The organism is Sphingomonas sp. GM_Shp_2 (genome assembly GCF_026540875.1).
In the GTDB taxonomy this organism is placed as follows: Bacteria; Pseudomonadota; Alphaproteobacteria; order Sphingomonadales; family Sphingomonadaceae; genus Sphingomonas; species Sphingomonas carotinifaciens.
This window is the reverse complement of sequence record NZ_JALNUQ010000012.1, coordinates 55,602-78,377: the sequence shown is the minus strand read 5'-3', so window position 1 is coordinate 78,377 and position 22,776 is coordinate 55,602. Positions and strand designations below refer to the sequence as shown.

At 68.6% G+C, this 22,776-nt stretch carries 19 protein-coding genes, 1 tRNA gene and 1 pseudogene; 14 read left to right on the top strand and 7 right to left on the bottom strand.

Annotation, left to right across the window (positions count from 1 at the left end; translation table 11 throughout):
• Nucleotides 1–307, top strand: a pseudogene (locus tag OXR08_RS06900) (HprK-related kinase A); the annotation flags it as partial.
• Nucleotides 304–1,299 carry a nucleotidyltransferase family protein gene (locus OXR08_RS06895; protein ID WP_267348906.1) on the top strand — a complete coding sequence of 332 codons (996 nt, stop codon included), beginning with the start codon at nucleotides 304–306 and terminating at the stop codon, nucleotides 1,297–1,299. The pseudogene OXR08_RS06900 and the gene OXR08_RS06895, both read left to right, overlap by 4 nt.
• On the opposite strand, the gene OXR08_RS06890 is transcribed toward OXR08_RS06895, so the two are convergent.
• A complete protein-coding gene (locus OXR08_RS06890; protein ID WP_267348904.1) occupies nucleotides 1,262–1,951 on the bottom strand; it encodes an HAD-IA family hydrolase in 690 nt (229 codons plus the stop codon). The genes OXR08_RS06895 and OXR08_RS06890 overlap by 38 nt on opposite strands.
• Nucleotides 1,952–2,014: 63 nt before the next feature.
• Between OXR08_RS06890 and glmU the strand changes: the two genes are divergently transcribed.
• From glmU to OXR08_RS06870, 4 genes are all read left to right on the top strand, one after another.
• Nucleotides 2,015–3,370 carry a bifunctional UDP-N-acetylglucosamine diphosphorylase/glucosamine-1-phosphate N-acetyltransferase GlmU gene (gene glmU, locus OXR08_RS06885; protein ID WP_267348902.1) on the top strand — a complete coding sequence of 452 codons (1,356 nt, stop codon included), beginning with the start codon at nucleotides 2,015–2,017 and terminating at the stop codon, nucleotides 3,368–3,370.
• 6 nt (nucleotides 3,371–3,376) lie between these two features.
• Entirely contained in the window at nucleotides 3,377–5,200 is a 1,824-nt protein-coding gene (glmS, locus tag OXR08_RS06880; protein WP_267348900.1) for a glutamine--fructose-6-phosphate transaminase (isomerizing), read from the top strand.
• 194 nt (nucleotides 5,201–5,394) lie between these two features.
• Complete coding sequence (locus OXR08_RS06875; protein WP_267348898.1) at nucleotides 5,395–7,272, top strand: EAL domain-containing protein; 1,878 nt, start codon at nucleotides 5,395–5,397, stop codon at nucleotides 7,270–7,272.
• Entirely contained in the window at nucleotides 7,272–9,131 is a 1,860-nt protein-coding gene (locus tag OXR08_RS06870) for a CHASE4 domain-containing protein (protein ID WP_267348896.1), read from the top strand. The genes OXR08_RS06875 and OXR08_RS06870 overlap by 1 nt, the downstream gene beginning before the upstream one ends.
• 1 nt (nucleotide 9,132) lies before the next feature.
• On the opposite strand, the gene OXR08_RS06865 is transcribed toward OXR08_RS06870, so the two are convergent.
• Nucleotides 9,133–10,254 carry an SET domain-containing protein-lysine N-methyltransferase gene (locus OXR08_RS06865; RefSeq protein WP_267348894.1) on the bottom strand — a complete coding sequence of 374 codons (1,122 nt, stop codon included), beginning with the start codon at nucleotides 10,252–10,254 and terminating at the stop codon, nucleotides 9,133–9,135.
• 67 nt (nucleotides 10,255–10,321) lie between these two features.
• Nucleotides 10,322–11,419, bottom strand: a complete 1,098-nt coding sequence (gene dinB / locus OXR08_RS06860) for a DNA polymerase IV (RefSeq protein ID WP_267348892.1) — start codon at nucleotides 11,417–11,419, stop codon at nucleotides 10,322–10,324.
• On the opposite strand from dinB, the gene OXR08_RS06855 reads away from it, so the two are divergent.
• From OXR08_RS06855 to OXR08_RS06845, 3 genes are all read left to right on the top strand, one after another.
• Nucleotides 11,419–11,997, top strand: coding sequence for a hypothetical protein (locus OXR08_RS06855; protein ID WP_267348890.1), 579 nt, complete (start codon nucleotides 11,419–11,421; stop codon nucleotides 11,995–11,997). The two genes, dinB and OXR08_RS06855, sit on opposite strands and share 1 nt — an antisense overlap.
• A 111-nt stretch (nucleotides 11,998–12,108) precedes the next feature.
• Nucleotides 12,109–13,536, top strand: coding sequence for a phospholipase D-like domain-containing protein (locus OXR08_RS06850; protein WP_267348888.1), 1,428 nt, complete (start codon nucleotides 12,109–12,111; stop codon nucleotides 13,534–13,536).
• Nucleotides 13,537–13,539: 3 nt separating this feature from the next.
• Nucleotides 13,540–13,725 carry a DUF4169 family protein gene (locus OXR08_RS06845; protein WP_267348886.1) on the top strand — a complete coding sequence of 62 codons (186 nt, stop codon included), beginning with the start codon at nucleotides 13,540–13,542 and terminating at the stop codon, nucleotides 13,723–13,725.
• Nucleotides 13,726–13,728: 3 nt separating this feature from the next.
• Here OXR08_RS06845 and OXR08_RS06840 read toward each other — a convergent pair whose 3' ends face one another.
• Both OXR08_RS06840 and OXR08_RS06835 read right to left on the bottom strand, forming a co-directional pair.
• On the bottom strand, nucleotides 13,729–14,751 hold the full coding sequence (locus OXR08_RS06840; protein WP_267348884.1) for a glycosyltransferase family 1 protein: 1,023 nt from the start codon (nucleotides 14,749–14,751) through the stop codon (nucleotides 13,729–13,731).
• A 4-nt stretch (nucleotides 14,752–14,755) separates the two neighbouring features.
• Nucleotides 14,756–15,613 (bottom strand): UDP-2,3-diacylglucosamine diphosphatase, encoded by an 858-nt coding sequence (locus OXR08_RS06835; protein ID WP_149680805.1) that lies wholly within the window; start codon nucleotides 15,611–15,613, stop codon nucleotides 14,756–14,758.
• Between the two features lie 196 nt (nucleotides 15,614–15,809).
• Between OXR08_RS06835 and OXR08_RS06830 the strand changes: the two genes are divergently transcribed.
• Nucleotides 15,810–15,965: a hypothetical protein gene (locus tag OXR08_RS06830; RefSeq protein ID WP_160146714.1), complete on the top strand. Its 156-nt coding sequence runs from the start codon at nucleotides 15,810–15,812 to the stop codon at nucleotides 15,963–15,965.
• Between the two features lie 115 nt (nucleotides 15,966–16,080).
• Here OXR08_RS06830 and OXR08_RS06825 read toward each other — a convergent pair.
• Nucleotides 16,081–16,157 (bottom strand) — tRNA-Pro (locus tag OXR08_RS06825).
• A 221-nt stretch (nucleotides 16,158–16,378) separates the two neighbouring features.
• Here OXR08_RS06825 and lepA point away from each other — a divergent pair.
• The 4 genes from lepA (at nucleotide 16,379) to OXR08_RS06805 (ending at nucleotide 20,532) form a co-directional block, all read left to right on the top strand.
• Nucleotides 16,379–18,190 carry a translation elongation factor 4 gene (gene lepA, locus OXR08_RS06820; protein ID WP_112380998.1) on the top strand — a complete coding sequence of 604 codons (1,812 nt, stop codon included), beginning with the start codon at nucleotides 16,379–16,381 and terminating at the stop codon, nucleotides 18,188–18,190.
• A 315-nt stretch (nucleotides 18,191–18,505) separates the two neighbouring features.
• Nucleotides 18,506–19,237, top strand: coding sequence for a molybdate ABC transporter substrate-binding protein (gene modA / locus OXR08_RS06815; protein WP_267348921.1), 732 nt, complete (start codon nucleotides 18,506–18,508; stop codon nucleotides 19,235–19,237).
• 10 nt (nucleotides 19,238–19,247) lie between these two features.
• Nucleotides 19,248–19,937, top strand: a complete 690-nt coding sequence (gene modB, locus OXR08_RS06810) for a molybdate ABC transporter permease subunit (RefSeq protein WP_112380996.1) — start codon at nucleotides 19,248–19,250, stop codon at nucleotides 19,935–19,937.
• Nucleotides 19,927–20,532 (top strand): ATP-binding cassette domain-containing protein, encoded by a 606-nt coding sequence (locus OXR08_RS06805; RefSeq protein ID WP_267348879.1) that lies wholly within the window; start codon nucleotides 19,927–19,929, stop codon nucleotides 20,530–20,532. The genes modB and OXR08_RS06805 overlap by 11 nt, the downstream gene beginning before the upstream one ends.
• Before the next feature lie 2 nt (nucleotides 20,533–20,534).
• Here OXR08_RS06805 and OXR08_RS06800 read toward each other — a convergent pair whose 3' ends face one another.
• Nucleotides 20,535–22,769: a glycoside hydrolase family 3 N-terminal domain-containing protein gene (locus OXR08_RS06800; RefSeq protein WP_267348877.1), complete on the bottom strand. Its 2,235-nt coding sequence runs from the start codon at nucleotides 22,767–22,769 to the stop codon at nucleotides 20,535–20,537.
• Nucleotides 22,770–22,776 lie beyond the last annotated feature (7 nt).

Sequence of the window (22,776 nt, the reverse complement as noted above, 5' to 3'; positions counted from 1 at the left end):
GGGGACGCCCAAGGGGGTGATCCGGCACTGCGCCCCGCCGGGCGATGCGGTGGCGCGGATGGACGAGGGAGCGAGCCCCGTGCTGCTGGTGTTCCCGCGCTTCGGGTTTGCGGGGGCGGTGCGCTGGCTGGATGCGGCGGAGACGTTCGTGCGGCTGACCCAGGCGTCGACCAACTATGCGATGCTGGGGGAGGCGGGGTTCAGGGCGCTGACCCGGTTGGTGGAGGGGGTGCCGGCGGTGGCGATCGACTATCCGGACGGAGCGGCGGGGGTGACGCAGGTCGAGGCGCTGTTCGCAGGCCTATGAAGACGCTGATCCAGATACTTGGCGATCCCGCGCGGGTGGCGGACCTGGACACGGATGGCTGGACTGGATTGCTGACCGTGGCGCGGGCCGAGCAGTTGGCGGGCACTTTGGCGCAGCGGCTGGCGGGATTGCCGGTGCCGGCGCGGGTGGCGGCGGTGCTGGCGGATGCGCAGGGCTCGGCGGAGCAGGGCCGGCGGGCGGCACTGTGGGAGGCGGAGATGGTGCGCCGCGCGCTCGCACCGCTCGGCGTGCCGGTCGTGCTGCTCAAGGGCACCGCCTATGTCGCGGCCGGATTGGCGGCGGGGCGGGGGCGCAGCATCGGGGACTGCGACATATTGGTGCCGCGCAACGCCCTGACGCCGGTCGAGGCGGCGTTGCTGGCGGCGGGGTGGGAATGGGTGAAGCCCGACGCTTACGACGACGCCTATTACCGGCAATGGATGCATGAATTGCCGCCGCTGATCCACCGCGAGCGGGACCGGATGATCGACGTGCATCACACCATCCTGCCGCCGACCGCGCGGCCGACGCCCGATGCCGACGCGCTGATCGCGGATGCGGTGCCGCTGGAAAACGGGCTGGCGGTACTGGCGCCGATGGACATGATCGTCCACGCCGCGGCGCATCTGTTCGCCGATGGCGATCTGGCCGGCGGCCTGCGCAATTTGTGGGACATACACTGCCTGATCGGCGAGTTCGGGACCGGGGGCCTGGGCGAGCGGGCGGCGCATCATCAGCTGGGGGGAGCGGTGGCGCGGGCGGTACGGCTGGCGGAAGCGCTATATGGCAGCAAGGGGACGGCCGGGCTGGGCGCGGTCGATCGCCTGTATGTGCGCCGGTTGCTGGCCCGCGACGGATGGGGACGCGAGACGCGGCAGGGCGTGCGGTTCGGCTTCTATGTGCGCTCCCACGCCCTGCGGATGCCGCCCGCGATGCTGGCGCGGCATTTGTGGATCAAGTGGCGCCGCCGAGGCGCGGCAGCGTCGGGATGAGTTCGCCATAGCCGTCGATGATCGCGTCGGCGCCGAGTTCCCCGACCGGTTGCATCAGGAAGCCGAAGGCGCAGGCGACGACCGGCAGCCCGGCGGCGCGGGCGGCCTGCACGTCATAGATCGAGTCGCCGACAAACGCCGCCCGGCCGCCGCCGCAGCGGTCGACCAGCGCCTGGATGGGCACCGGCGAAGGCTTTCCGATGCCCATCGTGTCGCCGCCGATCAGGCAGGCGAAGCGGTCGGCAAGCCCCAGTTCGGCGAGGATACGGGCGGCCAGCGCCTCCAGCTTGTTGGTCATGATGCCGATGGTCACGCCCATCGCCGCCAGTTCGTCGAGCGCGTCCAGCGCGCCGGGGAAGGGGCGGGTGTGGACGGTGATGTTCGCCTCGTAATGGTCCAGCAGGCGGCGCTGGAGGATATCGAGAGTCGCTTCGTCGCAGCCGCCGGTCGCGGCCAGCCCCTGCGCCAGCATGTGACGCGCGCCGCCGCCGATCATCGGCTTGACCTGTTCGACGGTCAGCGTCGGCCGGTCGATCGAGGCGAGCGCGTGATTGACCGCGGCGGCAAGATCGCCGCTGGTGTCGAGCAGAGTGCCGTCCAGATCGAACCCGATCGTGTCGAATGGGAAACGCGCGGATGAATTTATGTCCATGTCGGGGGCGGGTGCCAGTCGCGCTATGGCGTTGGCAAGCCTTTCGTGGCAGGCGACCGCCCCATGACGCGACCGGTAGCCGCCATCATCCTCGCCGCGGGCAAGGGCACCCGCATGAAATCCGACCTGCACAAGGTTCTCCACCCGATCGCGGGGCAGTCGATGCTGCTGCATCTGCTGGACGCGGCGGGCACGCTGTCGCCCGAACGGACGGTGGTGGTCACCGGCGCCGGGCGCGAGCAGGTGGAGGCGGCGGTAGCGCCGCTGGGCGTATCCACCGCGCTGCAGGCCGAGCAGCTGGGCACCGGTCATGCGGTCGCCCAGGCCGAGGATGCGCTCGCCGGGTTCGATGGCGACGTGCTGATCCTGTATGGAGACGTGCCGCTGGTGCGGGCCGAGACGATGCGCGCGATGCTGGAGCGGTTGAACGCCGCCGACGCGCCGGCGGTGGTGGTGCTGGGCTTCCGCCCGGCCAATCCCGGCGCCTATGGCCGGCTGATCGTCGCCGAGGGCGGCGACCGGCTGGAAAAGATCGTCGAGTATAAGGACGCCAGCGACGCCGAGCGGGCGGTGACCCTGTGCAATACCGGCCTGATGGCGGCGCGATCGGCCGACCTGTTCGCGCTGCTCGGCCGGCTGGGCAACGACAATGCCGCGGGCGAATATTACCTGACCGACGTGGTCGAGATGTCGGGATCGGCAGCGGTGATCGAGGCGGACGCGGGCGAGGTTACCGGTGTGAACAGCCGTGGCGAGCTGGCCGCGGTGGAAGCGCTGTGGCAGCAGGCGCGCCGGGCCCGCGCGATGGCGGAGGGTGCGACGCTGATCGCGCCGGAAACCGTGTGGTTCGCGCATGATACGGTGATCGGCCGTGACGTGACGATCGAGCCCAATGTCGTGTTCGGCCCCGGCGTGACCGTGGCGGACGGCGTGACCATTCACGGTTTCTGCCATCTGGAAGGTGCGACAATCGGCCCCAAGGCGGAGGTCGGCCCCTATGCGCGGCTGCGCCCCGGTGCGGTGCTGGAGGACGGCGCCAAGATCGGCAATTTCGTCGAGATGAAGAAGGCCGTGCTGGGTCGCGGCGCCAAGGCCAACCACCTGACCTATCTGGGCGATGCCGAGGTGGGCGCGGGCGCCAATATCGGCGCAGGGACCATCACCTGCAATTACGACGGCTATCTGAAATATCGCACGGTGATCGGCGAGGGGGCGTTCGTCGGCTCCAACTCCGCACTGGTCGCGCCGGTCACGATCGGCGCGGGCGCGATCGTCGCGGCGGGATCGGTGCTGACTGCGGACGTCGAGGCCGATGCGCTGGCGCTGGTCCGGCCGACCCGCGTGACCAAGCCGGGCTGGGCGGCCCGTTTTCGAGAGATCATGCGCGCCAAGAAGAGCGCGGCCAAGACCGGGGAGTAAAAGGCCATGTGCGGAATTGTGGGGATCCTGGGCACCGAGGGCGTGGCCGACCGGCTGCTCGACGGGTTGAAGCGGCTGGAATATCGCGGCTACGACTCGGCGGGCATTGCGACCATCGATGGCGATGCGATCGCCAGGCGGCGGGCGTCCGGCAAGCTGGTCAATCTGGCGCGCGAACTGGCCGAACATCCGCTGCCCGGCACGACGGGGATCGCGCATACCCGCTGGGCGACGCATGGCGGCCCGACCACCAACAACGCGCACCCGCACGCCACCGAGCATGTCGCGGTGGTGCACAACGGCATCATCGAGAATTTCAAGGCGCTGCGCGAGGAACTGACGGCGCGCGGCCGTACCTTCACCAGCGAAACCGATACCGAGGTGGTCGCCCATCTGGTCAGCGAGAAGGTGGAGCAGGGGCTGGAGCCGGTCGCCGCGGTGCGCGAGGTGCTGCCCCGCCTGCACGGTGCGTTCGCGCTCGCCATCCTGTTCAGGGATGCGCCCGACATGCTGATCGGCGCGCGGCTCGGCTCGCCGCTGGTCGTCGGGTACGGCGAGGGCGAAACCTATCTGGGTTCCGACGCGCTGGCGCTGGCGCCGCTGACCCAGCGTATCGCCTATCTGGACGAGGGCGACTGGGTGGTGTGCACCGCGGGCGGTGCGCAGGTCTATGACCGCGAGAACAATCCGGTCGAGCGGCCGGTGACGATCTCCGGCGTGACCGGCGCGTTGATCGACAAGGGCAATCACCGCCACTTCATGCAGAAGGAAATCTACGAGCAGCCGATCGTCGTCGCACAGACGCTGCGTTCGTACCTGCAGCGGATGGAGGAGCGGATCACGCTGCCCATCCCGGATTTCGACCTGTCGCAGATCAAGCGCGTGACGATCGTCGCGTGCGGCACCAGCTTCTATGCCGGCATGGTCGCCAAATACTGGTTCGAGCAGTTCGCGCGCGTCCCCGTCGACCTGGATGTCGCGTCCGAGTTTCGGTACCGCGCGCCGGTGATGGAGTCGGGCGGGCTGATGATCGTCATCAGCCAGTCGGGCGAGACGGCCGATACGCTGGCGGCGCTGCGCCACGCCAAGAGCGAGGGGCAGACGATCGCCGCAGTGGTGAACGTGCCGACCAGCTCGATGGCGCGCGAGGCGGACCTGTTGCTGCCCACCCATGCCGGGCCGGAGATCGGCGTCGCATCGACCAAGGCGTTCACCTGCCAGTTGGCGGTGCTGGCCGCGCTGGCCGCCAATCTCGCCAAGGCGAAGGGGCGGCTGACGGCCGAGGAAGAGAAGCATATCGTCCGCCATCTGGCCGAGGCGCCCGCCGCGATCAACGGCGCGCTGGCCTATGACGAGGCGATCGAGGGCATGGCGGGCGTGGTCGCCGCGGCCCGCGACGTGCTGTATCTGGGGCGTGGCACTGATTATCCGCTGGCGCTGGAAGGTGCGCTGAAGCTGAAGGAAATCAGCTACATCCATGCCGAGGGCTATGCCGCGGGCGAGATGAAGCATGGGCCGATCGCGCTGATCGACGAAAATGTGCCGGTGATCGTCATCGCACCGTCCGGCCCGTTGTTCGAGAAGACGGTGAGCAACATGCAGGAGGTGCAGGCGCGCGGCGGCCGTGTCGTCCTGATCTCCGACTATGACGGGATCGAGGCGGCGGGCGACGGCTGCGTCGCCACCATCACCATGCCCAAGGTCCATCCGCTGATCGCGCCGATCGTCTATGCGGTGCCGGTGCAGCTGCTGGCCTATCATGTCGCGGTCGCCAAGGGCACCGATGTCGACCAGCCGCGCAACCTGGCCAAGTCGGTGACTGTGGAATGATTCCGATCGGATAAGAGGCTGTTTGGAAATTGGCGAAAGAGCCAATTTCGGGCTGGCACCGCGAAATGCGCCCACAGCCCATTTCCAAACGGACTCTAAGTCCCCGTCCGGACGATCGTTTACGGCGCCTTAAGCATCCTTGCCTACCTCATCGGGAAAGCGCCCCGCGGGCGATAGATGAGGAACGGACGGGCATGCGCATTCTGATCGTGGACGACGAGCCGGCGATGCATGCCAGCTATGCCCGCAGCTTCGCGCCGGTGCGCGCGAAGAATGCGGGCGCGCTGGATGCGATGGCCGCCGCGTTGTTCGGCGATGACGCGGCCGACGACGTGGAAAGCGACGCGCCCACCTTCACGCTGACCCGGTGCGATCAGGGGCTGGATGCGGTGGCCGAGGTGGAGCGTGCGCTGGCCGAGGGGGCGCCGTTTCCGGTCGCCTTTATCGACATCCGCATGCCGCCGGGGATCGACGGGCGCGAAACCGCACGCCGCATCCGCGCGCTGGACCCGGACATCAACCTGGTGATCGTCACCGGCTATTCCGATTTCTCGCCGCTGGAGATCGCCAAAGTCGCCGGGCCGACGGACAAGATCTTCTACATCGCCAAGCCGTTCGAAGTGTCCGAAATCGTGCAGACGGCTACCGCGCTGACCCATCGCTGGCAGGCGGACCGGGAACTGCGCGCCGCGCGCGAGACGCTGGCCGCGCAGGTGAAGCAGCTTGAGGAACAGGGGCTGGAGCTGGCGGCGAACGAGAGCCGCGCGCTGCATCTGGCGACGCATGATTCGCTGACCGAGGCGCCCAACCGGCTCGCCTTCCTGCGCGCGCTGGGCGAGCGGGCGCGCAAGCCCGGACTGTTCGGCACCGCGATGCTGGACCTGGACCGGTTCAAGCTGGTCAACGACACGCTGGGGCATCTGGCGGGCGATGCGCTGATCCGCGAGATGTGCGCCAAGTTGCAGCAGTCGTCGCCCGAGGGCGCGGTGGTGGCGCGGCTGGGCGGCGACGAGTTCGGCGTGCTGTTCGACACGGCCGGGCAGGAGGCCGCGGTGATGGCGTGCGAGCGGATGATCGCGGCGTGCTCGGTCACGTTCAGCGTGCTGGGCAATTCGGTGCGCGGCGGCGCCTCGTGCGGGCTGGTCGCGGTGGACGGACGCGACGACCGCGACCCGCTGGACATCGTTCGCCGCGCCGATCTGGCGCTGAACGATGCCAAGAGATCGGGGCGCGGTGTCGTGCGCCTGTTCGACGACAGCATGGACGACAGCATCCGTTTCCGCCGCGACGTCGAGGATCGGCTGTCGCAGGCGGTACAGCGCGAGGAGTTGAGCCTGGCCTATCAGCCGATCGTGTCGCGCGACGGGCTGGAGATCGACGGGTTCGAGGCGCTGGTCCGCTGGAACACCAACGAGTTCGGGCTGATCAGCCCCGACACCTTTATCCCGATCGCCGAGGAATCGAACCTGATCCACGAACTGGGCGACTGGATCCTGGGCGCGGCGCTCAAGGAGTTGCAGCATTGGCCCGGGCAATACGTGTCGGTGAATTTCAGCCCGCGCCAGTTCCGGCGGCACAATTTCGTCGGCCATGTCATGGAAAGCGTGCAGCGTGCGGGCGTGTCGCCGGGCCGGGTGCAGATCGAGATCACCGAGACCGCGATCTTTGACGATGCCGAGCGCGCCGCGGAGACGCTCTACAAGCTGCGCCAGATGGGCTTTCGCATCGCGCTGGACGATTTCGGCACCGGCTATTCCAGCCTCTACAATATCCGCAAGTTCGCGCTGGACTGCCTGAAGATCGATCGCAGCTTCATCGACGGGATGGGGCGTGAGCGCGAATCGGCGGCGATCGTCCATTCGATCATCCATCTGGGCCGCGCACTGGGGCTGGGCGTGGTGGCCGAGGGCGTGGAAACCGAGGCGCAGGTACAGGCGCTGCGCGTGGCGGGGGCGAGCCACATGCAGGGCTATTATTTCTCGCAGGCGGTGCCGCCGGAGCGGGCACGCGCGCTGGCCGAGCAACGGTCGATGGCGACGCCGCCGCTGATGGCGTCCGGGGCGACGCGCTGATGCAGCGGCCGCTCGCGCGGCCCATGACGCGGGGCGGGGGCTCGCTGGGGGGCAAGCTGGTCCGGTTGTTGACGCTGGTGGGGGTGGGCGGCGCGATCGCGATCACGCTGCTGCTGATCGGCGTCATCACCCCCAGCTTCAACCAGTTGGAGAACCGGGCGGTCCACGGCCATGTCGAGCGGATGCAGGCGGCGCTGGCCGAATATGCGTCCAAGGTCGAAAGCGCGGTGCGCGATTACGGCGACTGGACCGCCAGCTACGACTATATGGCAAGGCCGAGCGCGGCGTTCGAGCGCGACAGTTTCTCCACGCTCGCCATGGCCAATCTGGGGGTGGAGGGCATGGCCTATGTCGCGCCGGACGGCCGGGTCGTGGTGGCGCGCTGGCGCGACCTGGCGAGCGGGGCCGAGCGGCCGGACATGCGCGGGCAACTGATCGCGATGATCGGGCGCGTGCCGTTCGCGCGGGTGCTGGCAGGGCGCAGTTCGGGCCGCTTCTATGCGCGGCTGGGCGATGTGGTGGCCGCGGTCGGCGTGGCGCAGATCCGGCGGTCGGACGGGACGGGAGCCCCGCGCGGCCATGTCCTGATGGCGCGGGTGATCAGCTCGCAGCGCCTGTCCGAACTGCTTCAACTGGACGCACGGATCGATCCGGCCGCGCGGGGCGACAGCGCGGTGGTCGGACGACGCGCGCGCGCGGTCGACATTGCCGTGCCGATCCGGGGGGCGGACGGGCATGCGGTGGCCACCGCGCGGTTCAGCGTGCCGCGCGCGGTGTCCAATCTGGGGCGGCGGATGGTGCTGCTGGCGGTGGCGGGCTCGACCATGTTGCTGCTGATCGTGCTGATGGTGCTGCGCCGGGCGATCGCGCGGCTGGTGCTGGCGCCGCTGCGACGGGTGGAGGCGCATATGCAGCGCGTGCGCGTGTCGGGATCGCTGACGCTGCTGGACGAGGAGCGCGCGCGGAGCGACGAGATCGCCTCGCTCGGCCGCAGTTTCAACGCGATGCTGCGCCAGTTGAAGGACCTGCGCGAGCAGATCGAGATCCAGAGCTTCGCGCTCGGCCGCTCGGAAAGCGCGGTGGCGGTCATGCACAATGTGCGCAATGCACTGAACCCGATCAGCACGATATTGAGCCAGGGGATCGCGCAGGCGCCGCCGGTGGAGCGGGGGATGCTGGACCGGGCAGTGGCGGAACTGGCGCGGGGGGACGTGTCGCCGGAGCGTCGCGAGAAGCTGGCGGCGTTCGTGGCGGCGGGGCTGGAGGCGCAGGTGCAGGCGCGCGAGGCGATGCGCAGCGAGCTGGTGGTGGGGCGCGAGGCGATGGCGCATGTGCTGGACATCATCGGCCAGCAACAGGCGCAGGCCCATGAGCGGCCGCCGCTGGATGCTTGCGACGTGACCGAGATCATCGCGCGCAACGCCACCATCGCGCGCTATTCGGAAGGCGTGTCGATCGCCTTCACCTTTCCGGCGACGCCCGCCCCGGTGCTGGCCAGCCGGGTGATCCTGAGCCAGGTGATCGGCAACCTGTTCGGCAATGCCGCGGAGGCGATCGCGGCGACCGGGCGCGATTACGGGTCGATCATCGTCGCAATCGAGCAGACCGGCGAGCGCACCACGATCCGCATCAACGACGATGGCGAGGGGTTCGACGCGGAAACGGCCGCGACGCTGTTCCAGCGCGGTTTTTCGACGCGGGCGCATAAGTCGGGCGGGCTGGGCCTGCACTGGTGCGCCAATTCGATGGTCGCGATGGGCGGGGCGCTCCACCTGCACAGCCGCGGGCGCGGGCTGGGTGCGGAGGCGGTGCTGACGCTGGCGAGCGTACCGGCCGACGCGCTGGCGACCGCCGCCTGAGCTATGCGGCGCGAACTTCGCGCGGGATCAGGTGGGGGGCGACGAGGCCGCGTTCCAGATACCAGGCGCGGCGGTCGGCGGGCAGCGTGCCGAAATGCGCGACGACGCCGCGGCAGGCGGGGGCACCGCAGGCGCAGGGCATGCGCCAGTCGGGATCGGCCAGCGTCGTGGAATAATCCCAGGCGATCTCCTCGCCGGGGGCGATGGCGCGGATGGCGATCAGGAACACGCCGTGCGCCGAGAAGCGCAGGCCGGCATTGGGCGCGCAGCTGTGATTGATGAGGTCGTCGATCCGGCCGGAGGGCCCCAGATAGGTGTCGGCGGCGATCTGCACGAAGCGGTCGGCAGGACCGGCGAGCGCCGCCGGCACGCGCGCGGCCGGCACGCTGGGGCCCGAGAAGCGGATGATCCTGCTGCCCTGCGCAAAGCCTCTCGTGGCATAGACCGCCTTGCCGAGATGGTTTTCGCGAATGGCGAAGGGATTGCCGCGCGGGATATGGGCATCGCGGATCTGGAGCGGACCGACCGCGCGGCCGAGCGAGCGCAGCGGATTGATCGAGGGCAAGCCGATCATCAACCAGATGCTGGCATGGCAGAGCAGTTCGACGAAGACATAGACATATTCGCCCGCGCCCCCGCCGGGATTGCGCATCGCGACGATCAGCGTCGCCAGATCGCCCAACGTCCACAATCCCCAGGCGGGGGAGCGTTCGCGCTCGGCATCCTCCCACACGCTGCGCCAGGTCGGCCAGAAGCTGACCGGCACCGCCGCGACCACCAGCAGGTGCGCCCAGAAGGCTTCGCGAAAGGCGACCCACAGCAGCAACGCGGCGAGGGCCGCGCCCATGCACAGGCTTTCCCCCGCATCGGGCGCGCGCCAGCGCGAGCGGCGCCACATGACCAGGGTGACGAGGATGCAGGCCATCGCCGAGAGGGCAAAGATCGTCGCCTGCGGTGCGCCGGGATTGACCGCGGCATAGGTTGCCGCCTCGATCCCCGTCGCCGACGACCAGATCAGCCAGGATGCCCGGTTGGGTTCGACCAGGTGGCGGCGCAGCCCCGCCAGGTAGAGCGCATAGCCGGCAAGGCCGAGCGCCACCGCGCCGATGAACCACATCCCCATGCCCCGCCCCAATCGTGGTAAACGAATGGTAAGCGCAAAGCCGGCCGCTCGTCCAGCCGGGCTACGCCTATAGAGGTAGCCGGGGCTGGATTTCGGTATCGACCGCGTCGGCGGCGGTGAGCCCGGACAGGGTGAGGCCGAGCAGCCTTACGCCGCCGACGACCGGCAGTTGCGCATCGAGCAGCAGCCGTCCAGCGGCGAGGATCGTGGGCCGGTCGCCGACCGGATGGGGGAAGGAGCGGGCGCGGGTGATGGTGCGGAAATCGGCATGGCGCAGCTTCAGCGTCACGGTGCGCCCGGCGATCCCGGCGCGCTCGATCCGAACCCAGGCGGCATCGGCCACCCGCTCCAGCGCGTCGTGCAGGTCGGCGCGGGCGGACAGATCGGTCTCGAACGTGCGCTCCGCCCCGACCGACTTGGGCGTCCGTTCGACTCGCACCGGGCGTTCGTCCACGCCGCGCGCGGCGCGATAGAGATAGTCGGCATAGCTGCCGAAATGCGCCTGCAGGAAGGGCAGCGGCCGGTCGCGCAGGTCGGCACCGGTCAGGATGCCCAGCGCCTCCATCTTGCGCGCGGTGACCGGGCCGACGCCGTGGAAGCGCGAGACCGGCAGGCTGGCGACGAAGGCGGGACCCCTGGCCGGGGGAATGACGCACATGCCGTCGGGCTTGTTCTGGTCCGAGGCCAGCTTGGCGATGAACTTGTTGTAGCTGACCCCGGCGGAAGCGGTGAGATGCGTTTCGGCGTGGATGGCGGCGCGGATCGCCTGGGCGATGGCCTGTGCCGAGCCGAGGCCCATCCGGTCCTCGGTCACGTCCAGATAGGCCTCGTCCAGCGACAGCGGTTCGATGAGCGGCGTATACCGCGCGAAGATCTCGCGGATCTGGTGCGAAACGGCCCGGTACACCTCGAACCGCGGCCTGACGAAAACGAGGTCGGGACAACGCCGCACCGCGGTGGACGAGGGCATGGCCGAGCGCACGCCGAAGCGCCGTGCCTCGTACGACGCCGCCGCCACCACCCCGCGCGCCCGCGATCCGCCGACCGCAACGGGGCGGCCGCGCAGGGCGGGATCGTCACGCTGTTCGACCGAGGCATAGAAGGCGTCCATGTCGACATGGATGATCTTGCGGTTGGCCGCGGGGGTATCCTGCGCGCTGCTCAATGACTTGGCTCTTCCAGGCGACCGACTTTGCGCCACCGGATTTACGCGGCCGCGACGGTGAAAGCCAGTTTTTCGTGAGAACGGTTGGGGAACATGCATCCGCGTCCGGAAAATATCCGGATCGTCAGGCGAGCGGCATCTGGTCAGGAGCGGAGACGTGCAAACGGCGTGACGCTTCGTCCTGCTTGCGGGCGGAGAACAATTGCCGGTGTGTCGTGACCTGTCTTGGGAGCAAGGGCGAAATGACGATGGATACCAATGCGGCTGGCGATGGTGCGGGGGCTTTGCTTGCCGAACTGCGGGCGCGCTGTCCCGCGGCAATGTCGGTTCGGGCAACCGACATACCGGACCTGCGCATCCATCTGGGGCGTCGGGTTCTCGTTGCGCTGTCATCACGGGCGGATGGTCATCTGCGGTGCGGGACCTATGCGACGGTGGCGGCGTGTCGTGCCCTGGGCTTCGCGGCGGAGCCGGAAAGCGGCCAGATGACCGCGCGTTTCGATTTCTGGCCCGATCGGGACGATATCGGCAATCTGTTCGCCGTTGCTGGCGCAGCCGTGGCTGCGATCACCGACTAGCCGGCCCGACCCGGTCCCTGCGCCATCATCCCGTCATGCCATGCAGTTAGGCGAGGCTTGGCGAGCGCCCCCCGTTTGTGCATGGGGGGTGGGCGCAGCAAGGGAGACGTCATGCGGGTCGGCAAGGAAGTATGGCGCGTCGAGCGGGCCGATCGCATGGCCGTCATCATCGATGCCGATGATTATTTCCGGCTGGCCAGGCGCGCGATGCTCAAGGCCAGGAAGCGCATCCTGTTGATCGGGTGGGATTTCGATGCACGCATCGTGCTGGACCACCGCGAGGGGCAGCCGCGGCGGCTGGGCGACTTCATCTATTCGCTGGTCCAGCGCGAGCCGGAGCTGGAGATCTTCCTGCTGCGCTGGGACGTGGGTGCGCTGAAGTCCCTGTTCCGCGGATCGACCGCCTTTACCATCGTGAAATGGATGCAGCATCCGCGTATCCATACCAAGCTGGACGGTCATCATCCCACCGCGGCGTCGCATCACCAGAAGATCGTCATCATCGACGACCAGCTGGCCTTTTGCGGTGGCATCGACATGACGGGCGACCGTTGGGACACGCGCGAACACCGCGATCACGAGCCGTATCGCAAGCGGCCTTTCGGCATTCCCTACAAGCCGTGGCACGATGCGATCAGCGCGATGCAGGGGCCGGTGGTCGGCGCGCTCGCCACGCTGTTCCGCGACCGCTGGCATGCGGCGGGGGGTAAGGCGATGGCGGCGGAGGTGCCGGGCGTCGATTGCTGGCCGGAGGGGCTGGAAAGCGACTTTTCCGATATCGAGGTCGGGATCGCGCGCACCATGCCCGAGATGCCGGGCGAGCCGGCGGTGCTGGAAAGCGAAGCGCTGTTCATGACGCAGATCGCGAATGCGCGGCGGCATCTCTATGTCGAAAGCCAGTATTTCGCGTCGCGTCGCATTGCGGAAGCGATCGTCAAGCGGCTGGAGGAGCCCGATGGGCCCGAGATCGTCATCATCAACCCGCTGACCGCGCAAGGCTGGCTGGAGCCGATCGCGATGGATACCGCGCGCGGGCGGCTGATGGAGGCGCTGCGCCGGCGCGATCCGCACCGGCGGCTGCGCATGTATCATCCGTTCACCGCGGGCGGCACGCCGATCTATTGCCATGCCAAGATCCTCATTTCCGACGACCGGGTGCTGCGGCTGGGGTCGTCGAACATGAACAACCGGTCGATGCGGCTGGACACCGAATGCGACGTGGCGATCGTGGCGCAGACCGATGCGCATGCCGCGTGCATCCTGCGCATCCGCGACGGCCTGATCGCCGAGCATCTGGGTTGCCCGGTCGAGACGGTGACCGAGACGATCGCGGAGACGGGATCGTTGATCGACACGATCGAGCGGCTGCGCGGGCAAGGCAAGACGCTGCGCCCGTTCGAGCTGCCCGACCTGAACGCGGTCGAGGAATGGCTGGCCGACAATGAGGTGCTGGACCCCGAAGGGCCGGACGAGATGTTCGAGCCGTTCGCCAAACGCGGGCTGTTCCGCCGCTGGCGGCGGCGCCACCATCGGCGCTGATCGGTGGGCGAGGTCGTCAACCTGCGGCAGGCGCGCAAGCGGCGGGCACGCGATGATGCGGCGGTGACGGCGGCGGAAAACCGCGCGCGCTTCGGCAGGACGAGGAGCGAGGTCGCCGCCGAACGGGCGGAGGAGGCGCGGCGACGGGCGGTGCTGGACGGCGCGCGGCTGGACGAGCCTTCGAACTGAGGATCAGGCGGCGCGGCTGGCGTTTCCGAGCGGGACGAGCGCGTCGAGGAACTCCTGCGCGCTGCGGCGCCAGGAGAAGGACCGGCCATAGGACGCGCACGCCTGTCGATCGCAGGAGAGCGCGCGCGGAATCGCGGCGGAGAGGTCTTCGTCGAGCGCGCCGTGACGCGGGCCGATCAGGTCGAGCGGGCCGGTGACGGGCAGGGCGGCGACGGGGATGCCGCAGGCCAGCGCCTCTATCATGACAAGGCCGAAGGTGTCGGTGCGGCTGGGAAATACGAACACGTCCGCACTGCGATAGGCGGCGGCGAGGGCGGCGCCGAAGCGGCTGCCGAGGAAAAGGGCGTGAGGGAAACGCTGTTCGAGGGCGGCGCGGGCGGGACCGTCGCCGACCACGACCTTGCTGCCGGTGGTGGGGGTGGCGAGAAAGGCGTGCAGGTTCTTCTCGATCGCGACGCGGCCGACATAGAGGTGGATGGGGCGGGGGAGCACGGCGATCGCCGGGTCGACCGGTCCGTCGGGGGTGAAGAGGTCGAGGTCGACGCCGCGGCCCCAGCGGCGCACGCGGGGCAGGCCGTGGGCGTTGAGGCTGGCCTCGACGCCGGGGGTGGAGGCCAGCACCGCGGCGGCGGGGGCGTGGAACCAGCGGACATAGCGCCAGATCCAGGCGGCGGGGATGCGGGTGCGCGCCGACACGTAATCGGGGAATTGCGTGTGATAGGCGGTGGTGAAGGGCAGGCGGCGGGCGATGCACCAGCGGCGGGCGGCAAGGCCCAGCGGGCCTTCGGTGGCGATGTGGATCGCGTGCGGGGCGGTGGCGGCGAGGCGGCGGCCGAGTGCGCCGGGGCGAAGGATCGCGAGGCGTATTTCGGGATAGGTGGGGCAGGGGACGGAGGCGTGTGCGTCGGGCGCGAGGATGGCGACGTGATGGCCCATCGCCTGCAACTCGGCCCGGACCGCGCCCAGCGTACGCACGACGCCGTTGACCTGCGGCGCCCAGGCGTCGGTGACGATCGCGATCCGCATGGAATCAGGCCGCTTTCGCAGCGCTGATCGCCTCGGGAGGCGCGGCGCGGCGGGCGATCTCGTCACCCCAGTGAAGCAGCTCCATGCGGCCGTCATGATGCTCGACCAGCGCGGTGCAGCCCTCCACCCAGTCGCCGTCATTATAATAGGCGATGCCGCCGATCTCGCGCATTTCCGCGGTGTGGATATGGCCGCAGACCACGCCGTCCACCCCGCGCGAGCCGGCGGCATGGGCGACCACCTCCTCGAAATGCGAGATAAAGGCGACGGCGTTCTTCACCTTGGCCTTGGCGTGCTTGGACAGCGACCAATAGGGCATGTTCAGCCGCCGCCGGATGCCGTTCACCCAGCGATTGGCGATCATCAGCAGCGTATAGGCATGGTCGCCGACATGGGCGAGCCAGCGATGCGCCAGCGTGATCGCGTCGAACTCGTCGCCGTGCAGCACCAGCAGGCGGCGGCCATCGGCGGTGATGTGGATCGTCTTGCGACAGATGGCGATGCCGCCGATGTCCATGCCGGAAAACTGGCGAAACATCTCGTCATGATTGCCGGGGATGTAGACGACGCGGGTGCCGCGCCGGGCGCGCTTGAGCAGGCGGCGGACGACGTCGTTATGCGCGGGCGGCCAGTAGAAGCGGCGCTTCAACCGCCAGCCGTCGATGATGTCGCCGACGAGATACAGCGTGTCGCTGTCGACATGGTCGAGAAAGTCGATCAGCATGTCCGCATTGCAGCCGCGCGTGCCCAGATGCACGTCGGATATCCAGATCGTGCGGTAATGCCGGCGACTGCCCGCGCGGGCAGCCGTCAGGCGCGGCGTGATGTCGAGAATGTCGGCGGCAGCGTCGATCGGCATCATGGGCTCCCTGCGCTTTTCGCAACGAGCCTCTACGCGCGCACTGTTACGGCGGCGTCGCACTTCGGTGACGCCATCATGTCAGCGGGTGGGCAGCGTTTCACCGTCTCTCAATCTGCGTTGGTAAGTTTAGCGGAAACCTTTGGTTCGCATCGTCGTTGTTTCAGAACGGTTCGCCGATAGACCAGGGAGTGAAGACATGGCCACGCATTCCGTGCCGATCCGGATTTCCGATTTGCCGCGTGAAGAGCGGCTGACCGCCTTGTATCGCCGCGCCGCCGAAGAGCGGGTTCGTTACGAAGCGAGCCGCAACGCGACCCCGTCGCTGATGGAGCGCCTGCGCGCGCTGTTCTGAGTTCGGCGGGTCTGAGTTCGGCGGGCAGGCAGGTCGATGGAACGGCCTGCGGCCGCGTGCCATGCCCGACGCGGTCTTTCGCGTGTCGATGAACTGGGAATTTGCAGGGCCTAAATGGTCGGGGAGAGAGGATTCGAACCTCCGGCCCCTGCCTCCCGAAGGCAGTGCTCTACCAGGCTGAGCTACTCCCCGACGGAGTACGAACCGGTTTGCGAAGCCTTTCGGGAAGGCCGGTCCGTGCTGGAGGCGCGCCTATACCCAGCCGCTCTGGGTGGCGCAAGCAGGTTTTTGGAGGGGCGTGCGAAAACTCGGGCGCACACAAACTCGCGGCGCACGAGGCCATCCTTTTGGCATTTGGGCGAGAGCGGTGCTAACGGCGGGCGAAACCTCTACCCAGGAAGACCCCGACCCCCGTGTCCACTCCGCTCGACAAGATCCGCAACTTCTCGATCATCGCGCATATCGACCATGGTAAGTCGACGCTGGCCGATCGCCTGATCCAGCAAACGGGCGGCCTGACCGACCGCGAGATGTCGGAACAGGTGCTCGACAATATGGAGATCGAGAAGGAGCGCGGCATCACCATCAAGGCGCAGACGGTGCGCCTGGCCTATACCGCGTCGGACGGCGAGACCTACACGCTGAACCTGATGGACACGCCGGGCCATGTCGACTTCGCCTATGAGGTGAGCCGCAGCCTGGCCGCGTGCGAGGGCGCGTTGCTGGTGGTGGACGCCGCACAGGGCGTCGAGGCGCAGACGCTGGCCAATGTGTACCAGTCGATCGAGCATAATCACGAGATCGTGCCGGTCATCAACAAGATCGACCTGCCTGCCGCCGAGCCAGAAAAGGTGAAGCAGGAGATCGAGGACGTGATCGGTCTCGACGCGTCGGAGGCGGTGCTGGCCTCGGCCAAGTCGGGGATCGGCATTGCCGAGATCCTGGAAGCGATCGTGAAGAAGGTCCCTGCGCCCAAGGGCGACGTGGATGCGCCGCTGAAGGCGATGCTGGTCGATTCGTGGTACGACCCGTATCTGGGCGTCGTCATTCTGGTGCGCGTGATCGACGGCACGTTGAAGAAGGGCCAGCAGATCAAGTTCATGCAGGCCGGGACGACGCACCTCGTCGACCGGGTCGGCTGCTTCCGCCCCAAGATCGAGCAACTGACCGATCTGGGGCCGGGCGAGATCGGCTTCATCACCGCGCAGATCAAGGACGTGGCGCAGGCGCGGGTCGGCGACACGCTGACCGATGCCAAGCGGCCGGCGGCAGCGGCGCTGGAGGGCTTCAAGGAAGTTCAGCCGGTGGTGTTCTGCGGCCTGTTCCCGGTCGATGCCAACGACTTCGAGAAGCTGCGCGAGAGCATCTCCAAGCTGCGGCTGAACGATGCGTCGTTCAGCTTCGAGATGGAGACGTCCGCGGCGCTCGGCTTCGGGTTCCGCTGCGGGTTCTTGGGGTTGCTGCATCTGGAGATCATCCAGGAGCGGCTGACGCGCGAATATGACCTGGACCTGATCACCACCGCGCCCAGCGTGGTGTACGAGATCGAACTGACGCATGGCGGCGGCACGATCGAGCTGCACAATCCGGCCGACATGCCCGATCCCAACAAGATCGCGACGATCAGCGAGCCGTGGATCGAGGCGACGATCTACGTCCCCGACGAATATCTCGGCTCGATCCTGAAGCTGTGCCAGGACCGGCGCGGCATCCAGAAGAACCTGACCTATGTCGGCGGCCGTGCGCAGGCGACGTACGAACTGCCGCTGAACGAGGTGGTGTTCGACTTCTACGATCGGTTGAAGTCGCTGTCCAAGGGCTATGCCAGCTTCGACTATCACCAGATCGGCGTGCGCGAGGGCGACCTCGTCAAGATGAGCATCCTGGTCAACGAGGAGCCGGTGGACGCGCTGTCCATGATCGTCCACCGCGGCACCGCCGAGACGCGCGGACGCGGCATGTGCGAGCGGTTGAAGGAACTGATCCCACGCCATCTGTTCAAGATCCCGATCCAGGCGGCGATCGGCGGCAAGGTGGTCGCGCGCGAGACGATCAGCGCGATGCGCAAGGACGTGACTGCGAAATGCTATGGCGGTGACGCGACCCGTAAGCGCAAGCTGCTGGAGAAGCAGAAGAAGGGTAAGCTGAAGATGCGTGAATACGGATCGGTCAGCATCCCGCAGGAAGCGTTCATCGCCGCGCTGCGCATGGGGGACGATAACTGAGCCGGGCCGTCCCGCTCCTTTTCGGGGCGGGCATTGTCTGGCTTGCCTGATATCCGCCCCATCCGTTCGGCTCGAGTAGGGATCGAGCTTGTCGAGAGCCCGTATCGAGAGGAGCCCGCCCGTGGCGAGGATCTCTCGATACGCCGTCTCGACAGGCTCGACGGCTACTCGAGACGAACGGGTGGGGGGATCGGTGATCGAAACGAAATGCCGATCGGACCTGAAGCTGTGCAACCTTGGGGCCGGACCCGCGTCTGGTAATCTATCCGGCGGTATATAACGGCAAAGGGGCGTGCGATGCGGTGGTTGTGGGCAATGGCGTGCGCGGTGCTGGGGCTGGCATCGGCTGCGACGGCGCAGCCACGCCCGCCGCTGGTGCTGGCGGCGGCCAGCCTGCAGGAATCGATGACGGCGGCGGCGGATGCCTGGGCGGCAAAGGGTCATCCGAAGCCGGTCATTTCGTTCGCCGCGTCTTCCGCGCTTGCCCGGCAGGTGCAGGCGGGGGGCAGGGCGGACCTGTTCGCGTCCGCCGACGAGGCATGGATGGACGTGCTGGACCGTGGCGGCCTGCTCGCATCGGGGACGCGCGCCGCGTGGCTGGGCAATCGGCTGGTGGTGGTGGCGCCGGTGGCGAACCCGGTGCGGCTGACGGTGCGGACGCTGGGGCCGACGCTGGCGCGCGGGCCGCTTGCCATGGCCGATCCTGCCTCGGTGCCGGCGGGCAAATATGGCATGGCCGCGCTCCAGCGGCTCGGGGCGTGGGATGCGGTGGCGCCGCGCGTCGTGCGGGCGGAGAATGTCCGGGCGGCGCTGGCGCTGGTGGAGCGAGGGGCGGCGCCCTACGGCATCGTCTATGCCACCGATGCGCGGGCAAGCGCAGGCGTGCGCGTCGCCGGGCTGTTCCCTGCCGCCAGCCATCCGCCGATCCGCTATCCGCTCGCCCGGCTGAAGGCCTCCACCAATCCCGAGGCGGAGGGCTTTCGGCGCTTCCTGCTGTCGAGAGAGGGGCGGGGGATTTTCGTGCGTTACGGGTTTTCGGCGAAGTAGCGGCCGGGTGATGCTGTCGGCGGAGGAATGGGCGATCGTGCGGTTGTCGCTGCTCGTGGGGGGCAGCGCGATGGTGGCGATGCTGCCGGTGGCGTTCGCGCTGGCGTGGGTGCTGGCGCGCGGGCGGTTTCCGGGCAAGGTGCTGCTCGACGGGATCGTCCACCTGCCGCTGGTGGTGCCGCCGGTGGTGACGGGATGGGCGCTGCTGCTGGCATTCGGGCCGAACGGGCCGCTGGGCATGTGGCTTGAAAACTGGTTCGGCGTCAGCGTTTTGTTTCGCTGGACGGGGGCGGCGATCGCGGCGGCGGTGATGGCCCTGCCGCTGACCGTGCGCGCGATCCGGCTGTCGCTGGAGGGCGTCGACCGGCGGCTGGAACAGGCGGCCCGGACGCTGGGCGCGGGGCGCTGGCGGACGTTCCGGACGATCACGCTGCCGCTGTGCCTGCCCGGTGTGCTGGCGGGTGCGGTGCTGGGTTTCGCGCGGTCGATCGGCGAGTTCGGGGCGACGATCACCTTCGTGTCCAACGTGCCGGGCGAGACGGCGACCCTGCCGCTCGCCATCTATTCGGCGCTGCAACGGCCGGGGGGCGAGGCGATCGTGTGGCGGCTGGCGGGGGTCTCCGTCGCCTTGTCGCTGATCGCGCTGGTCGCGTCCGAGATGCTGGCGCGGCGGATGGGGCGGGGTTTGCATGTCCTTTGACGTCGATGTCGCAGTGACGCGCGGCGATGCGCGGATCGCGGCGTCGTTTCGCACCGGCGAGGGCGCGACGGTGCTGTTCGGCCCGTCGGGGGTCGGCAAGACCAGCGTGTTGCAGATGGTGGCAGGGTTGATCCGTCCCGACCGCGGGCATGTCCGTGTCGGGGGCGAGACGCTGTTCGACGCTGGGGCGGGCATCGACGTGGCGGTGGAGCGCCGGCGGATCGGCTATGTCTTTCAGGACCCGCGCCTGTTTCCGCACATGCGGGTGCGCGCGAACCTGCTCTACGGGGCGGGACCGGCGCCGGCGAACTGGGACGCGACGATCGCGATGCTGGGTATCGGCCATCTGCTGGATCGCTGGCCGCGCAGCCTGTCCGGTGGCGAGGCGCGGCGGGTGGCGATCGGGCGCGCCCTGCTCAGCGACCCGCGCGTCCTGTTGCTCGACGAGCCCTTGTCCTCGCTCGACCGGGCGCGGCGCGAGGAGGTGATGGCCGCGATCGTCGCGGTGCGCGACGCCACGCGGGTGCCGATCCTGATGGTGACGCACGACCCGGAAGAGGCGGCACGCATCGGCACCCAGCGCGTGGATATGTAGCGCTATACCAGTTCGAAGCCGTGCCGCTCGCCACCGGTGGCGTCGGTCGCGACCCACAGGTCGAACGCGCCGGGTTCGATCACCCAGCCATCCTCTCCCCAGAAGCGCAGGTCGTCGCGGGTGAGGGTGAAGCGCACCGGCTTGCTCTCGCCGGGTTTCAGGTCGACGCGGGCGAAGCCCTTCAGCTCGCGCACCGGGCGGGTGCGGCTGGCGACGCGGTCGTGGATGTAGAGCTGCACCACCTCGGCACCGGCGCGCGTGCCGGTGTTGGTGACGGTGGCGGCGACCTCGATCCGGTCGGTCATCCGGGGCGGCACGACGATGTTCGACAGGGCGAAGCGCGTATAGCTGAGGCCGTGGCCGAACGGGTATAGCGCCTCGTTCTTCGTTTCGCGGTAGCGCGCCTTGTATTCCTGCGACCCGGTATCGGGGGCGGGGCGGCCGGTATTCTTGTGGTTGTAGAAATAGGGCTGTTGCCCGCTTTCGCGCGGGAAGCTGGCGGACAGCTTGGCGGACGGGTTCACGTCGCCGAACAGGACATCGGCGATGGCGTTGCCGCTTTCGGACCCCAGGAACCAGGTGGCGAGGATCGCGGGCGCATCCTTGACCGCGCCGTGCAGCGCCAGGGCGCGGCCATGGCGGAGCAGGACGACGATCGGCTTGCCGGTCGCGGCCACCGCCTCGGCCAGCGCCATCTGCGCCTCGGGGATGACGATCTCGGTACGCGACTGCGCCTCGCCGGACATGAGTTGCGTCTCGCCGAGCGCGAGCAGGACGATATCGGCGCCCTGCGCGGCGGTGACCGCGGCATCGATGCCGCCGGCGATCGGCGCCTCGACCTCCGATCCCTTGACCACGTCCACCGCCAGCTTGCGGTTGCGCAGGCCTTGCGCGACCGAGACGTTGAGGCGGGCGTCCGCCATGAACGCCCAGGTGCCCACCACGTTGTCGCGATCCTCGCCGAACGGACCGATCAGCGCGATGCGGCCGGGATCGGCCTTGAGCGGCAGCAGGTCGCCTTCGTTCCGGAGCAGCACGATCGAACGGGCGCCCGCCTCGCGCGAGAGTTTCAGCATCGAAGGCGTCGAGACCTGTGTCCGCTCCGCTTTCGCACTGATCGAGCGATAGGGGTCGTCGAGCAGGCCGATCGCGTCCTTGAGTTGAAGGACGCGGCGCACCGCCTCGTCCAGGCGGGCGACCGGCACCTCGCCCTTCTCCACCAGATCGGGAAGCCAGCGATTGAACAGGTCGGAGGCCATCGACATGTCCATGCCCGCCAGGAACGCCTTTTTCGCCGCGTCGCGGCCATCGGCGGCATAGCCGTGCGCGACCAGCTCCTCGTCGGCGGTATAATCGCCCACCACCATGCCGCGAAAACCCCATTCCCCGCGCAGCAGGTCGGTCAGCAGCCAGCGATTGCCCGAGGCGGGCACGCCGTTCACGTCGTTGAACGACGACATGATGGTGGCGACGCCGGCATCGACGCACGCCTTGAAGGGAGCGAGATGCACCTCGCGCAGCGTCTGCGGCGAGATTTCGGTGTAGTTGTAATCCATTCCGCCCGACACGGCGCCATAGGCGGCGAAATGCTTGGCGCAGGCCGCCAGGCTGTCGGATGCGCGCAGCGAGCGGCCCTGGAAGCCGCGGACGCGGGCCACCGCCAGTTGCGTGCCGAGATAGACGTCCTCGCCCGATCCTTCCGCCACGCGGCCCCAGCGCTGGTCGCGCGCGACATCGACCATCGGCGCGAAAGTCCAGTGCATGCCGAGCGCGGTCGTCTCCACCGCGGCGGCGCGTGCGGTGCGCTGCGCCAGATCGGGATCGAAGGCGCACGCCTCCGCGATGGGCAGCGGATAGGCGGTGCGCAGGCCGTGGATCACGTCGCCGGCGAAGATCAGCGGGATCTTCAGCCGGGTCTGCATCGCGGCGTCCTGTGCCGCCTTGGCGCCGGCATAGCCCACGCCGTTGAACAACATGCCGATCGCCCCCGTCCTGATCCGCGCAAGCTGTGCCGTGGCATCGTTGCGGGCGGGAAGGCCGGGGTTGAAGGGCAGGCCGATGGGGCGGATCTGGTCGGAGAAGCAGGAAAGCTGCCCGGCCTTTTCCGCCGGGGTCATGCGGGCGATCAGGGCCTCGATCCGGTCGGACCCTTGCGCCCAGGCCATGCGGCCGAGCGACAGGCCGGCGATGGTCGCACCGGCTTTCAGCACCTGGCGACGGGGGAGGGTGGCGGTCATGGCGGCT